Origin of the sequence: Pigmentiphaga sp. (genome assembly GCF_033795525.1) — a bacterium.
Lineage (GTDB): Bacteria > Pseudomonadota > Gammaproteobacteria > Burkholderiales > Burkholderiaceae_B > Pigmentiphaga.
The window spans coordinates 24,700-37,718 of sequence record NZ_JARYGM010000007.1; the positions used below are offsets into that span (position 1 = coordinate 24,700).

At 65.2% G+C, this 13,019-nt stretch carries 15 protein-coding genes; 7 read left to right on the forward strand and 8 right to left on the reverse strand.

All coding sequences use genetic code 11. The features are described 5' to 3' along the window. Position 1: 1 nt before the first annotated feature. Entirely contained in the window at positions 2-1,708 is a 1,707-nt protein-coding gene (locus QHC78_RS15875; protein ID WP_319746221.1) for an amidohydrolase, read from the reverse strand. Between the two features lie 94 nt (positions 1,709-1,802). Beyond that, the gene (locus tag QHC78_RS15880; protein WP_319746392.1) at positions 1,803-2,675 is read right to left on the reverse strand and encodes an endonuclease/exonuclease/phosphatase family protein; all 873 of its coding nucleotides are present in this window, start codon (positions 2,673-2,675) and stop codon (positions 1,803-1,805) included. Positions 2,676-2,719: 44 nt separating this feature from the next. Here QHC78_RS15880 and QHC78_RS15885 point away from each other — a divergent pair, with 44 nt between their 5' ends. Next, complete coding sequence (locus QHC78_RS15885) at positions 2,720-2,935, forward strand: DUF3820 family protein (protein ID WP_319746223.1); 216 nt, start codon at positions 2,720-2,722, stop codon at positions 2,933-2,935. A gap of 25 nt (positions 2,936-2,960) precedes the next feature. On the opposite strand, the gene QHC78_RS15890 is transcribed toward QHC78_RS15885, so the two are convergent. Beyond that, on the reverse strand, positions 2,961-3,665 hold the full coding sequence (locus tag QHC78_RS15890; protein WP_319746224.1) for a GntR family transcriptional regulator: 705 nt from the start codon (positions 3,663-3,665) through the stop codon (positions 2,961-2,963). Positions 3,666-3,850: 185 nt separating this feature from the next. Here QHC78_RS15890 and QHC78_RS15895 point away from each other — a divergent pair, with 185 nt between their 5' ends. Genes QHC78_RS15895 through QHC78_RS15910 form a run of 4 tightly spaced genes read left to right on the forward strand, consistent with a single transcriptional unit; the run spans position 3,851 to position 7,303 of the window. Then, a complete protein-coding gene (locus QHC78_RS15895; RefSeq protein WP_319746226.1) occupies positions 3,851-4,831 on the forward strand; it encodes a Bug family tripartite tricarboxylate transporter substrate binding protein in 981 nt (326 codons plus the stop codon). A 20-nt stretch (positions 4,832-4,851) separates the two neighbouring features. Beyond that, positions 4,852-5,460: an RraA family protein gene (locus QHC78_RS15900; protein WP_319746227.1), complete on the forward strand. Its 609-nt coding sequence runs from the start codon at positions 4,852-4,854 to the stop codon at positions 5,458-5,460. 20 nt (positions 5,461-5,480) lie between these two features. Then, positions 5,481-6,749 carry a 3-isopropylmalate dehydratase large subunit gene (locus QHC78_RS15905; RefSeq protein ID WP_319746229.1) on the forward strand — a complete coding sequence of 423 codons (1,269 nt, stop codon included), beginning with the start codon at positions 5,481-5,483 and terminating at the stop codon, positions 6,747-6,749. 14 nt (positions 6,750-6,763) lie between these two features. Continuing rightward, positions 6,764-7,303, forward strand: coding sequence for a 3-isopropylmalate dehydratase small subunit (locus tag QHC78_RS15910; RefSeq protein WP_319746230.1), 540 nt, complete (start codon positions 6,764-6,766; stop codon positions 7,301-7,303). Between the two features lie 33 nt (positions 7,304-7,336). On the opposite strand, the gene QHC78_RS15915 is transcribed toward QHC78_RS15910, so the two are convergent. The 3 genes from QHC78_RS15915 to QHC78_RS15925 all read right to left on the reverse strand — a co-directional run bounded on the left by QHC78_RS15915 (position 7,337) and on the right by QHC78_RS15925 (position 10,021). Then, positions 7,337-7,666 carry an Mpo1-like protein gene (locus QHC78_RS15915; RefSeq protein WP_319746232.1) on the reverse strand — a complete coding sequence of 110 codons (330 nt, stop codon included), beginning with the start codon at positions 7,664-7,666 and terminating at the stop codon, positions 7,337-7,339. 129 nt (positions 7,667-7,795) lie between these two features. Beyond that, a complete protein-coding gene (locus tag QHC78_RS15920; RefSeq protein ID WP_319746234.1) occupies positions 7,796-8,791 on the reverse strand; it encodes a Bug family tripartite tricarboxylate transporter substrate binding protein in 996 nt (331 codons plus the stop codon). Between the two features lie 72 nt (positions 8,792-8,863). Then, positions 8,864-10,021, reverse strand: a complete 1,158-nt coding sequence (locus QHC78_RS15925; RefSeq protein WP_319746236.1) for a hypothetical protein — start codon at positions 10,019-10,021, stop codon at positions 8,864-8,866. Positions 10,022-10,177: 156 nt separating this feature from the next. On the opposite strand from QHC78_RS15925, the gene QHC78_RS15930 reads away from it, so the two are divergent. Both QHC78_RS15930 and QHC78_RS15935 read left to right on the forward strand, forming a co-directional pair. After that, on the forward strand, positions 10,178-10,891 hold the full coding sequence (locus QHC78_RS15930; protein WP_319746238.1) for a GntR family transcriptional regulator: 714 nt from the start codon (positions 10,178-10,180) through the stop codon (positions 10,889-10,891). Between the two features lie 76 nt (positions 10,892-10,967). Next, complete coding sequence (locus QHC78_RS15935; protein WP_319746240.1) at positions 10,968-11,240, forward strand: oxidative damage protection protein; 273 nt, start codon at positions 10,968-10,970, stop codon at positions 11,238-11,240. A gap of 250 nt (positions 11,241-11,490) precedes the next feature. On the opposite strand, the gene phoU is transcribed toward QHC78_RS15935, so the two are convergent. After that, positions 11,491-12,192: a phosphate signaling complex protein PhoU gene (phoU, locus tag QHC78_RS15940; protein WP_319746242.1), complete on the reverse strand. Its 702-nt coding sequence runs from the start codon at positions 12,190-12,192 to the stop codon at positions 11,491-11,493. 117 nt (positions 12,193-12,309) lie between these two features. Beyond that, positions 12,310-12,996 (reverse strand): ribose-5-phosphate isomerase RpiA, encoded by a 687-nt coding sequence (gene rpiA, locus QHC78_RS15945; protein ID WP_319746244.1) that lies wholly within the window; start codon positions 12,994-12,996, stop codon positions 12,310-12,312. Between the last annotated feature and the right edge of the window lie 23 nt (positions 12,997-13,019).

Sequence of the window (13,019 nt, forward strand, 5' to 3'; positions counted from 1 at the left end):
GTCAGAATGCCGAAGCCCGATAGACCTGCCGGCCTCCCACATAGGTGGCCAAGGCCTTGAGGTGCTGCACCTCGGCGGCCGGGATGGTCAGGTAGTCGGCCGACAAGACAACGAAATCGGCCAGCTTGCCGGGCTCGATCGATCCCTTGATGGCTTCCTCGTCCGTCAGGCGGGCGTTGTTGATGGTCATGAGACGCAACACGGCATCGCGCGAAGACACCGCCTGGTCGGCGCCATAAATGCCGTCCGAGATCGTATCCCGGGTCAGGAAGTGGTACATGGCCCAGAAGGGATTGACAGGAATGACGGGCGAGTCCGTGCCGCCGGCCACCATGAACCCCTGGTCCAGATAGGCCTTGAGCGGCGTCACCTGCGAGGCCCGGTCCATGCCCCAATACCGCTTGAGGACGGGCGCGGCCAAGTACAGATGGTCCTGGACCGACATTCTCAGGTTGAGAGCCCGGATGCGGGGATACTGGTCGGGCCGGGTGATGAAAGCGTGTTCGATCGTCCAGCCGCGGCCCGTGATGTTGCGTTCGGCATGAGCGCGCTCGAAACCGGCCAGGACCTGGTCCACCGCAGCATCGCCGACGGCATGGACCGCCGTACGCCAGCCAGCCTGATTGATGCCCGCCACGTATTCGTCGAAGGTCGCCTGGGGAATAAGCTGCAGGCCGTAGTAGGTGCCCCCCTTGCCGATCTCGCCTTCGTACGGACGCGTCATGTAGCCGCCTTCAAAGCCGCCGTCGACGCTGATCTTGATGCCCCAGACCTTCACCCACTCATCGCCCTCGCCCTGCTCGATGCCGGCCTGGACGATGCTCGAACGGAAATCCGCCAGGTCCTTGGGACGAAACAGGATGCTGTAGCGCACCGTGGCCTTGCCGCTGTCCCGCAGTTGCTGGAATTGGCGATAGGCTTCCACCGTCGTGCCCGGTATGCGGATGCTGGTCAGGCCATACTCGTTCAGCTTCCGCTGTTGGGCTTCCAATACCGCCTGGGTCATGGGCGGACGGGGCGGCAGCGGCGCCAGGCGCTTGGCCGCGTCGGTCAGTTCACCAGTCAGGCGCCCCGCGGCATCGCGCGGAATCGAGCCGCCCGCGGGTACCGGCGTCGCGGGCGTAATGCCGTACTTGGCCAGGGCCGTCTCGTTCAGGAAGTAGCTGTGTCCGCCGCGCACCAGGATTACCGGCACGCCGGGAGCGGCAGCCTCCAATTCGGCGGCGGTCGGCAGGCGTTGCTCCTTGAGTTGCGCTTCGTGCCAATCGCTATTGGACACCAGTACCTGCCCAGGGCTGGCGTTCTTGGCAGCTTCCCTTACCTTGGCGAACAAGTCGGCCAGCGAACGGGTGGCGGACAGATCGATGCCCGGCCCGCCGCCCACGGCATGCAGATGCGAATCGGCCAGTCCGGGAATAACGGTTCTGCCCTGCAGATCCACCACCTGCGTGGCCGGCCCGGCATAAGCCATGATGCGCTGGCTGGTGCCTACGTCGACGAATTTCCCGCCCCGCACGGCAAACGCCTGCGCGATGGACGACTTGCCATCGACGGTCACGACCTTGCCATTCACGAACACGGCGTCCGCGACGCCTCCTTGCAACGGCTCCGGCCCTGCCGGGCCGCGCGCCGCACAGCCTGCCAGCAGCACCGCGGCGCCGACCGCGCCCATCGCCCGCACCCACGCCCCGCTCCTTCGCACGCCCATGGCGTCCTCCCGTCTATAGGAAGACGCTAGTTTGGTACCGGAAATCTTTATATGTCAAATATCTGCCCATCCCACTCGCAACGCCTCCAGCCCGTTATCCGAGCTCGAGCGCTACCGGCTGGTGGTCGGAAGCGGTGCTACGGCCATCGACGTCGCACCGGTGTATACGGCCGGCCAGGTCGTCGGTCACGAAGACAAAATCGCAGGCGAAAGGCCCGTCCGGCCATTGCTCATGGTCGTATAGGCCCACGGTCGGGGCATGCGGCTGGCCAGGATGCGCGCACAGCCACGCGTCCCGGAAAGACGGCACGCCTTTCTCCGGCTCGAGCATGCGGCGATAGGCCTGGGTTCCGGCCGCGCTATTGAAATCGCCGCACACCAGGGCACTCACGGGCCGGCCGGTATCGGCAAAAGGACTATCGCCGCCTTCCCCCCGCACGGGTTGCCGGGCATGCGCAACCGCCTGGGCGTGCAGCGCACGCAAGGCTTCTACCTGCGCCATGCGCTGCGTCTCCGAATAGAACTCCAGGTGTGTGGTGACGACCCGCAAGGGGCCAAAGCCGGTGTGCACGTCCAGTTCGAGCGCCATGCGCTGCATGGAGGGTTGCGCCGGATCGGGGGGCCACGGAAGCGAATGACGCAGCGCCCGAACCACGGGCAGGCGGCAGGCAATGGCGTTGCCGAATTGGCGGCGCGGCAGCCCTGGCGCCAAGGGAGCCAGGTCCGTCGCCACCGCATCGAACACGGTATAGCCGGGCAGCAAGTTCGCCAGTTCGGCAAACTGGTCGGCACTGGGTCCTCCCCGCAAGCCGGCGCTCGCGTGCGTGGGATGAAAACCGCGGCTGACCTCCTGCAGGCAAATCAGGTCGAAATCGCCAAGCGCTTGCGCTTCGTGCACAATGCGCGCCAGATCCACCCGGCCGTCGACGCCTCGGCCCCATTGGATGTTCCAGTTCAACAGCCGCATCATGGACTCTCCTTCGCCGCTATGCTGCCACGCGCCTTCTGCCCATGAACCCCGAAGATCTGCAACGCCTGGTAACCGTGGTGATGCCCTATGGCAAATACCAGGGACGGCTGATTGCCGACTTGCCCGGCCCTTATCTTGCCTGGTTCGCGCGCAAAGGCTTCCCCCCGGGGGAAATCGGCCGCCTGCTCGCATTGATGCACGAGATCGACCATAACGGCCTGTCGCCGCTGTTGACGCCGCTGCGCCGCGGCAGCTAGACCGGCCGGGGCCGCGGGCCTTTGCTCACGACGAGATGCGGCGCCGCTGCTTGAACAGCTGCAGCGCGTGCAGACCGACGGCCCGCGCGCGCAGATTCTGCAGCACGATGACGGCCTGCGCGGCCTCCGGATCCCGTTGCCGGATCGCCTCGAGCAGCCGATGGAATTCGTCCACGCTCTCGGCGGGCCGATTGGGGTGGTTCATCGACGATGCCCATAGAAAACCAAGGCGTGCGTTGATCTTGCGGATGAACGCGGCCAGCGGCTCGTTGTGCGCACCGGCGACGAAAGCTTCGAACAACTGATGCTTGGCCGCCCGTATGCGCGTCACTTCGCGCGATGCGAGCGCCTGTTCGAACTCATCGATGCGCGCGGCGAAAGCGTCCATCTGCTCGGCGGTGCCGCGCAGCGCGAAACATGCGGCCGCCAACTTCTGCAAGGCGACCCGCACGTCGTGCAACTCGAGGAACTGAGCTTCGTCGACGGCACGCACCACCGGTCCGCGATGAGGCAAGACCTCCAGCAGCCCTTCGCCGTCGAGCTGACGAATCGCTTCCCGCATCGAGGGGCGGCTGGCGCCGAAACGTTCGCACAACTCCCGCTCGGTCAACTTGTCCCCCGGCAGATAGACGCCCTCGGTAATGGCATCGCGCAAGCGATCGATCAATTGCTGGCCGGCCGCGCCGGCAGACCGGCGGGTTTCGCTCAACGCTACGATTTTGGAGTCCATGGATCTTCAACGACGATGGGGATTTCATTGTAGCGACGCCGCGGCTTACCGTGCCATGCTGGGGCGATTACTCTTTGTCTTACAATATTGATGGTAGAGTGGTCAATATGGCATATTCGGCGAAAAAAAACAGAGTTTGTCTTACAAACCTGCAGGTATTGCCGCCATTACCAGAGGAGACCCCCATGCCGCCCCCTTTCCGAGCCCTGCTCGGCGCAGGCCTCACGGCCGCCGCCCTCGCCGCCCTCCCGCAAAGCGCACTCGCGCAGGCCTACCCCTCCCGTCCGGTCCGCATCCTGCTGCCCCACAGCGCAGGCTCTTCGCCCGACACGATTACCCGCCTGCTGGCACAACATCTGGGCGAACGACTGGGACAGCCCTTCGTGGTCGAAAACCGCCCCGGCGCCGGCGGCTCGATCGGCCTGGGTGCCGCGGCCCGCGCCCAGCCCGATGGCTATACCCTCACGGTAGGGCATGTCGGTACGCTAACGATCAATCCCAGCGTCTACAGCAAGCTGCCCTACGACCCGGCCCGGGACTTCGCCCCCATCATGCTGTCGGCCCGCACGCCGCTGCTGGTGGTCGTCTCCAGCGATTCGCCATACAAGTCCATCGGCGACGTCATTGCGGCCGCCAAGGCGGATCCGGGCAAGCTGACGTTCTCGTCCGCCGGCAATGGCACCGCCTCCCATATGGCGGGGGAATACTTCAAGACCGTTGCCGGCATCTCGCTCACGCACGTGCCGTTCAAGAGCGCCCCCGATGCCCTGACCGGCGTGGCCAGCGGCAATGTCACGCTCACCTTCGGCGGCCAGCCGCCGGCCTGGCCCCTGGTCAAGGCCGGCAAGCTGCGCGCGCTTGCCTTGACCAGCGGTGAGCGCGTGGCCGAATTCCCTGACACGCCGGTCGTGGCCGAGACAGTCAAGGGCTACGAGATGTTTGACTGGAATGGCTTCATGGCCCCCGCCGGGACGCCCCCTGCAATCATCGGCACCTTGCACCAAGAGCTCTCTGCCATCCTCGCGCAGCCGGACGTCGTACGGCAGTTGCGCGGCCAGGGACTCTTGCCCATGCCCAATACGCCCGAGCAATTCGGACAATTCATCGATGCCGAGCGGCAGAAGTGGGCACGGGTAGCCAAGGAAGTGAAGATACAGCTGGACTGACGCAAACCATAGGAACCGACATGCAACCACTCATCGACTTGCTGGCCACTGCCTCGGCGGCAGCCGCCTACGAGGCACTGGGCCGCCGGGGCGATCTGGACCCGGCCATCGCGGCCCTGGTGCCCGGCGCGCGCTGCGTCGGCTCCGCCTATACGGTGCGCGCGCATCCGCATCACAGCGGCGCGGTCAGCAAGGCGCTGGATCTGGCCCCCGCCGGGTCCGTGCTGGTGATCGACGTCAGCGGCGATCCCGACACCTGCACATTAGGCGGCACCGGTTCGCTGGCCGCCCAGCGGCGGGGGCTCGCCGGCTGCGTCACCAACGGCCGGGTCCGTGACATCGCCGAAATCCGTGCGCTGGGCTTTCCGGTATTCGCGCGTGGCGCCACGGTACGCAGCAGCCGCAAGGACGGCACCGCCGATTTCCAGGTTCCCGTCGCGATAGGCGGGCAAATCGTGCAGCCGGGCGATCTGGTATGCGCCGACGACGACGGTGTCGTCGTCATCGGCGCCCAATACTTCGACACCTTCGCCGAGCGCCTGGCCGCGCGTCTGGCCTTCGAGCGCGATGCCGACGCCCAGGTACGCGCGGGGGCGTCGTATGCCGAAGCGGTCAGCCGCCGGCCCTGACCACGCGAAGGAGCTCGAACATGGGTATGACCCTGGTTGAAAAAATGCTGGCACGGGCCAGCGGCAAGACTTCGGTCAAGCCTGGCGACATCGTGCTGCCCGATCCCGAACTGGTCATCGTCCATGATGGCTACGTGGAAAGCGCCTACAAGCAATTGAGCGATATCGGCTATCGCCGCGTCACCAATCCGGAACGGGTCGTCTTCGTCACCGACCACCAGGTGATCTACACGACCCCGGCCGGCATCATGCAAGGCCGGGCGAACCGGCGCATCGCGGCGGAATGGCGCGTCGGCCACTTCTACGACGCCGGCCAGGGGGGCCACGGCCACCTGTTCCCCATCGAGACCGGCCTGGTGCGGCCCGGCATGTTCCTGTTCGCCTACGACATGCACTGCACGAACTTCGGCGCCATCGGGGCGTGTGCGATGCGGGTCGGGCCCAATGTGGTGTCGGTACTGGCCACGGGCACGACCTGGACCGTCGTGCCGCACACGCTGCGCATTCTGCTACAGGGCACGCCTTCCCCCGGCGTACATCCGCGCGACGTGGGCTTCTGGCTGGCGAACCAGCTGACGTCGGGCAACCTCGGCGTGGAGTTCGATTATCGCGTCGTGGAATTCGGCGGGTCGTACAGCGACCGCCTGCCGCTGGCCGGCCGCGTCGCCCTGTGCAATACCCTGACCGAGATCGGCGTGCTTAACATCCTTTTCCCGCCGATGTCGCCGCAGGGCCTGCCGCGCGATGCCAGCTGGATGGAAAGCGATGCCGATGCGCAGTTCGAGCACACGCTGACATTGGACATATCGCGCCTGGCGCCGCAAGTGGCGCTGCCTGGCGCACCCGACCGTGCCGTACGGGTAGACGACACGCTGGGAATCGCCATCGACCATGCGTATCTTGGCTCATGCGGTTCCGGCATGTACGAGGATCTCGAAGCTGCCGCGCAGGTACTTGCCGGTCATCGCGTCGCGCCCAACGTGCGGCTCATCGTCGTGCCGGGCACGGTCGAGACGGCCAAGCGCATGGCACGCGAAGGCCTGACGCAGCAATTCCTCGATGCCGGCGCCATCCTGCTGCCGCCCGGCTGCGGCCCTTGCGCGGGCGGTGCCGGCGGGCCTCTGGGCCCAGGGGAAACGTCGATCTCGACCGCCGCCACCAACGGCCCGGGCCGCATGGGCGCCAAAGATGCATTGTGCTATCTGGGCAGCCCGCTCACCGTTGCCGCGTCGGCCATCGCCGGCCGGATCGCCGATCCGCGCCAGGCGCAGCTCGCGCCGGCACTTTGAGGAAGACATCTCCCATGAACTGGAAACAACGCGGCACGGCCCACGTACTGGGCCACGACGTTCCCCATGACGGCGCGGTCATGGCCTTCGACATCGTGCTGTCACGCACGACCGACCCCGAGGAACTCATTCCCCGCCTGTTCGCGGAACTGGACCCGACGCTGATCGGCCGCATCCGCCCGGGCGACCTGATCGTGGCCGGCCGCAACTTCCTGGCGGGCAAGGCGCACAATGCCGGCATCATCGCCATGAAGGCGCTGGGCCTGGGCATACTGTGCGAATCCATGTCCGTGCGCGCGTTCCAGGGCGTGGTGGCGCTGGCCGTGCCGGCGCTGACGCAATGCAGCGGCATCACCGGATTCGTGTCGGACGGAGACGAGATCGAAGTGGACTACGCGAGCGGCGAAGTCCGGCGATGCGCAAGTGGCGAGGTCAGCTACTACCCGCCGCTGCCCTGCGAAATCCGCACCATGATCCAGAACGGCGGCATGCGAGGCGCGCTGGAGGCCCATTTGCGGGCGCATCCAGAGCTCGCGCAACCGTACGCCGAATAGCCCGCGCCCGTCCGCCCACAAGCGGCCGCCGCCTTACCATGCGCGGCGGCCGGACAGCGTTTCGGCCAACAGCCGAAAGTCGCCCGCCAGCGACCACCAGGGATAGCTGAACGTGGCCGGCCGGTTCTTCTGAAAGCCGAAATGCCCGATCCAGGCCAGGCCATACCCGCATAGCAGTGCCCCAGGCACCAGCCATGGATTGCGCAGCGCCACGGCTAGAATGAGCAGCAGCACCGCCAGGCCGGTACCTACGACGTGGAGCCGCCGGCACACCGGATGGGCGTGCTCGGCGAGATAGAAACGGTAGAAAGCGTCGAAGGTGCGATAACGCTCGCCGGGAGGAAGCGGATCCAAGGTGTCCATGGTGCAGGGTCCTCGCACGAAGCGGCCGACTTTTTTATACACCCGTTCCCGGTCGCCGCTCCATGCCGACGGACGGCCGCGCGCTATCACCTCAGCATGCGTCCCCCGTCGACGGTCAAGCTGCGGGCGTCAGTCCACCCGCGCGCCGGTCAGCTTCACGATCTCGCCCAGCCGCTCATACTCCTTGCGCACGAATGCGGCGAACTCGGAACGGCTCATGGGCGAGTTGATGGACCCGCGTTCCTGCATGGAGCGGTCGAAAGCCGGGTCGGCCAGCGCGGCATTCACGGCCTGGTGCAAGCGATCCAGGCGTTCGGGCGGCGTTCCTTTGGGCGCGAACAGACCGTCCCAGGCGAACAACTCGTAGCCCGGCACACCGCTCTCGGCCAGGGTGGGGACGTCAGGCAACGCGGGGATGCGCTCGGGCGTGGACACGGCCAGCGCCTTGATCTGCCCGCCCTTGGCAAGCGGTACCAGATGGGGCGCCACGTCTATCATGAAGGACACGCGCCCGGAGCGCACATCGGTCGATGCCGGCGCGCCCCCTTTGTAGGGCACGTGCGTGAACTCCACCTTGGCCATCTGCTGGAGCAGGCCACAGGCCATGTGCGATGCCGTACCGTTGCCCGCCGAAGCGCAGGTCAATTCGCCCGGGTGTTTCTTCGCATAAGCGATCAGTTCCCGCGCAGACTTGAACGGCGATTCGGGGCCGACGAACATCACCATCGAAATGACGGAGAAGCGCGCGATCGGCTCGAAATCTTCCGGTGCATAGCCGACGGACTTGTACAACCAATGGTTGGTGGCCATCGTGCCATTGGTGCCGAATACCACCGTCTGGCCGTCCGGCGTCGCACGGGCCGCGGCTGCCGTGCCGATGTTGCCCCCCGCCCCCGCCCGGTTATCGATGATGATGGGCTGGCGAATCTGTTTTTCCAGTTCGCGGGCATACAGCCGTGCGAGCGTATCGCCGCCGCCGGCAACAAAGGGCACGATCATGGTAACGGGGCGCTGCGGCCAATCCGCATCGCTCCCGGCTGCCGCAGGGCCGGCCGCCACTGCGGTGAACAGGGCCAGCATGGCCAACACGCGCGTCGGCGCGTACCCGGGTTTCTTCAGGTTCATAAGCGTCTCCTTTTTACTTTTCAGCCGGTGTCCTGCCATCGCGGATACCGGCACGATCACGATGTTGGCGGCTCAGTCCACGCCGGCCTCGAGCAGTTCGACCGGATCGCCATAGCGCGTGGCGATCTCGACCACCTCCGGGTCCCGCAAAGCGCACAGGAAACCCTGGTCGATCAAGGTGTTCGGTCCTGCGGTGACCGTCGCATCCAGGCATACGAGGTCCATGTGGACGGGCGGTTCCTCCCAGTCGGGCAGCACGCGCCGGATGTAGTCGTTCGGCTTGGCCAGGTCGATACCGAAATGCAGCGCGCCCGGTGCGTTCGACCCCGCGGGATAAATCGTGTGGCGCGGGGCTTTCGGATTGAAGCCGCAGCCGCCGCCTTCGATCATGCGCCCGCCCACCAGCATGTCGCGCAGGATCTTTGCTTCGTCGGAACTTCCTTCGACGGCGCTCACATACTCGCCCTCGAAGCGCACGGCGATCCTTTCCTCGAAAGGCTTGGCAAAGCCCACCGCCCATTGGGGGTAGATCACCCCCGACATCGGCGTCTTGACACTGTGGTCGTTGCGCACCGCCGTCCGGTCCCACAAATTAGGGCCGTGCGTGGGCAAGTAGTGCACGTAGCAACCCGGCTCCTCGGCGGTGGTCACGCCGCGCCAGCGGTTGGACGACAACATGGTGTCACGCGTTTCGGGCGTGAAGCCGATACGGAAATCCGTGCCGCGCGAGTCGGTGAAATGCAGGTCGAAATGCTCGCCTTTCGGATAGCGCTTGGCGGTGGCGCGGCACAGCGCCCCCACGATCTCGCTGGGAAACCGGGCTTGCGGCGTATGCAGCAGGTCCAGGTTGCGGAAGTAGGTGATCTTCACCCAACGCTGGCCTTTCTTGCGCATGGCGATACAGAACGGATCCTCGATCGAGCAGAACCAGGTCGAGACGACGAAATCCGCCTGCTCGAGCAAGCCTTTTACCGGCTCGGGCACCGCCGTCACGCGGGAATTGGGCTCGGTATAGACGCGCACCTGGGCGCCGCGCGCCTTTGCCAGGCCCACCACGGCATCGACGACGCGAGTGTCCAGCAATTGATCGGTCAGCATCAGCACACGCTCGCCGGGCTTGATGGCGAACACCTTGGCGAAGTTGTCCAGTGCCTGGAAAAAATGCTTGGTTTGAACGATGGAGTCGGGCAGCGGTGGCGGCAAGCCGACAAATGCCGATGGGGAAATCATGTCGCCTCATCCTAAGAGATCTAATTAAATTGCATGCAAATTATCGTTCAAATGCTAAATTTATTCAAATAACTGCCTATTTTGCATGCAATAAGGGATTAGCCTGAGCTTACGGTTACTATCCGTACACCAACAGAAGCGAAGCTTTCCTGGCAGATGGCCACTCAGATACACACGGTCGCAGGCGAATTGCGCCAACGCATCATGTCCGGCGCCTATCCCCCCGGGGAACGATTGGTGGAATTACAGTTGGCGGCCGAACTCGGCGTGTCCCGCACGCCTATCCGGCTGGCCTTCGAAGAATTGGTCAAGGAAGGCCTGTTGGAACGGCTGCCCACGCGGGGCTTCCGGGTCAAGGCCTTCGACCTCGACGACCTGGCGAACGCGCTCGACGTTCGCGGCACGCTGGAAGGCATGGCAGCCCGGCTAGTGGCCGAGCGGCCTTCGCCCGCGGTGCTCGACGCGCTGCGCGATTGCGTGGAAGAAGGCTGGATTCTGCTGGAGGACGCCGCGGAGAACGGCTACCAGGTAGAAACGCCGCGCTGGTCGGCCATGAACGAGAAATTCCACGCGATCCTGATCCAGGCCGCGGGCAACCCTCCCCTGGCCAGCGCCCTGGCACATGTATCGCAGATCCCGCTGGTGGGAGCCGCGGTGCTGGGCCTCGGGCTGGACGAGACCATGCCTCAGCCGGAGTACGCCTTCATCCATCGGGCCCAGCAGGACCATGACGACATCGTCTCGGCGATCGGACAAGGCGAAGGGGCGCGCGCCGAGAACCTGATGCGCGAACACGTGCGCCGCAGCCGCGACAACAAGCGCCGCATCTACGAACTCAAGATGGACGCATTGCGGCAGCCTGCGAAATAAGGGCCGGCGCGCTGCGGCCCCCCTTCTTCGCTACTACAATAGACCCATTGCAAACAATCGCGGAACAGGTGTTCACATGGCTCGCATGGTCTATTGCGTCAAGCTCAAGAAAGAGGCGGAAGGCCTCGACTTCCCTCCCTACCCTGGCGAACTCGGCACCAAGATCTGGCAGAACATTTCCAAGCAAGCCTGGCAGGAATGGATGCAGACCCAGACCCGCCTGGTCAACGAAAACCGCCTGAACCTCGCCGACGCCCGCGCCCGCAAATACCTACAGCAACAGATGCAGCGCTACCTCTTCGAAGACGGCAACGTCGAAGCCCAAGGATACGTGCCGCCGGGGGGTTGAAGCCCCCCCCTACGCGCTTACGCGCGCCCCCCAGGGGGCGGCACTGGCGGACCGGCAAAGCCGGATCCGCTGTGCCCTCGATTAAGCATCGCCATCTTGGTTTGTCGCACGGTTGCTATGGCAGCCAGCGACAGCACCGGCGCACCAACCCAAGAAAATGGAACGAGACCCAGGATGCGGTGGATCCGGCTCCGCCGGTCCACCCGCATCGCCCCCTGGGGGGCGCGCGTAAGCGCGTAGGGGGGGTCCCCTACCCCGCTGCAGCTTCCCGTTCCACGTTGTCGACGCCGGTGTGACGCACGTCGCGGCCTTTCACCATGTAGACGACGAGTTCGCACATGTTCTTCGCGTGGTCGCCGATACGCTCGAGCGCCTTGGCGATGAACAGCAGCTCGATGGAGCGCGAGATCTTGCGGGGATCTTCGATCATGTAGGTGATGAGCTGGCGGATCACGCCTTGCCATTCCGCATCGACGCCCTTGTCCTGGCGGACGACCTGCGCCGCGGCTTGAGCATCCAGGCGGGCGAAGGCATCCAGGGCCTTGCGCAGCATCGTGACCACCGTATTGGCCATGTGCCAGAGCTCGACGGCGGGCATGTTCATGCGTCCGGCTTCATGGATCATCTTGGCCATGCGGGCGATTTTTTCCGCCTCGTCCCCCGCCCGCTCCATGTCGGTAATCATCTTGATGACGGTAATGATCATCCGCAGGTCGCCGGCGGTGGGCTGACGGCGCGCCAGGATGTGGCTGCAGGCCTCGTCCAGTTCGATCTCGAAGCGGTTGACTTCCGTATCACGGCCGATGACCCGCTCGAGCGCTGCCAGGTCGCCGTTGGCCAGGCCGTCGATAGCAGCCGTGATCTGGGACTCGACCAGGCCTCCCATCTGCAGGAAACGAGACCTGACTTCCTCGAGTTCCGCGTCGTATTGTTTATGAGTATGTTCAGTCATGCCGGCTCCCCAACGGAAGAACAATGGGCCTCGCATCTGCCCCGGCCCGATGGGCAATGCATTCTTGAGTTTATGAACACCATGTGACAAGAATATGTCGCACGATGTTCCCACCCGCTAGGCGTGGCGCGGCTTGTCCAGGCGCCGGACGCCCGACTGGGTGGCCAGCAGCGCCACGTCCGCACCGCGCAGCGCGAACAGGCCGCAGGTCACCACGCCCGGAATATCGTTGATCACCTTCTCCAGTCCTTGCGCCTCTGCGATGCGCAGCCCATGCACATCCAGGATGACGTTGCCGTTGTCGGTGGTGAAGCCATCACGCAACCGGGGTTCGCCGCCCAGCAGCCGCAGCATCCGGGCGACGGCTTCGCGCGCCATCGGGATCACCTCGACCGGCAGCGGGAACGCGCCCAACTGGTCGACCAGCTTGGATTCGTCGGCGATGCAGATGAAGCGTTCAGCCACGGAGGCGACGATTTTCTCGCGGGTGAGCGCCCCGCCGCCGCCCTTGATCATATGCAGATGATCGTCGATTTCGTCGGCACCGTCGACGTAGATGGGCATGAAGTCGACCTCGTTCAGGTCGAACACCGGCAAACCATGGCCTGCAAGGCGCGCCGCGCTGCGCTCGGAGCTCGCGACCGTGCCGCGGATGCGTCCCTTGTAGGCGGCGAGCCCGTCGATGAACAGATCGGCGGTCGATCCCGTGCCGACGCCAATGACGACGTCGGGCCCCGCCACGTCGGCGACGAAGGCGAGCGCCGCATCGGCGGCCTGCTGTTTCAGTTGCTGTTGAGAAAGCATGATTAGTGGTGCGAAAACGGTGC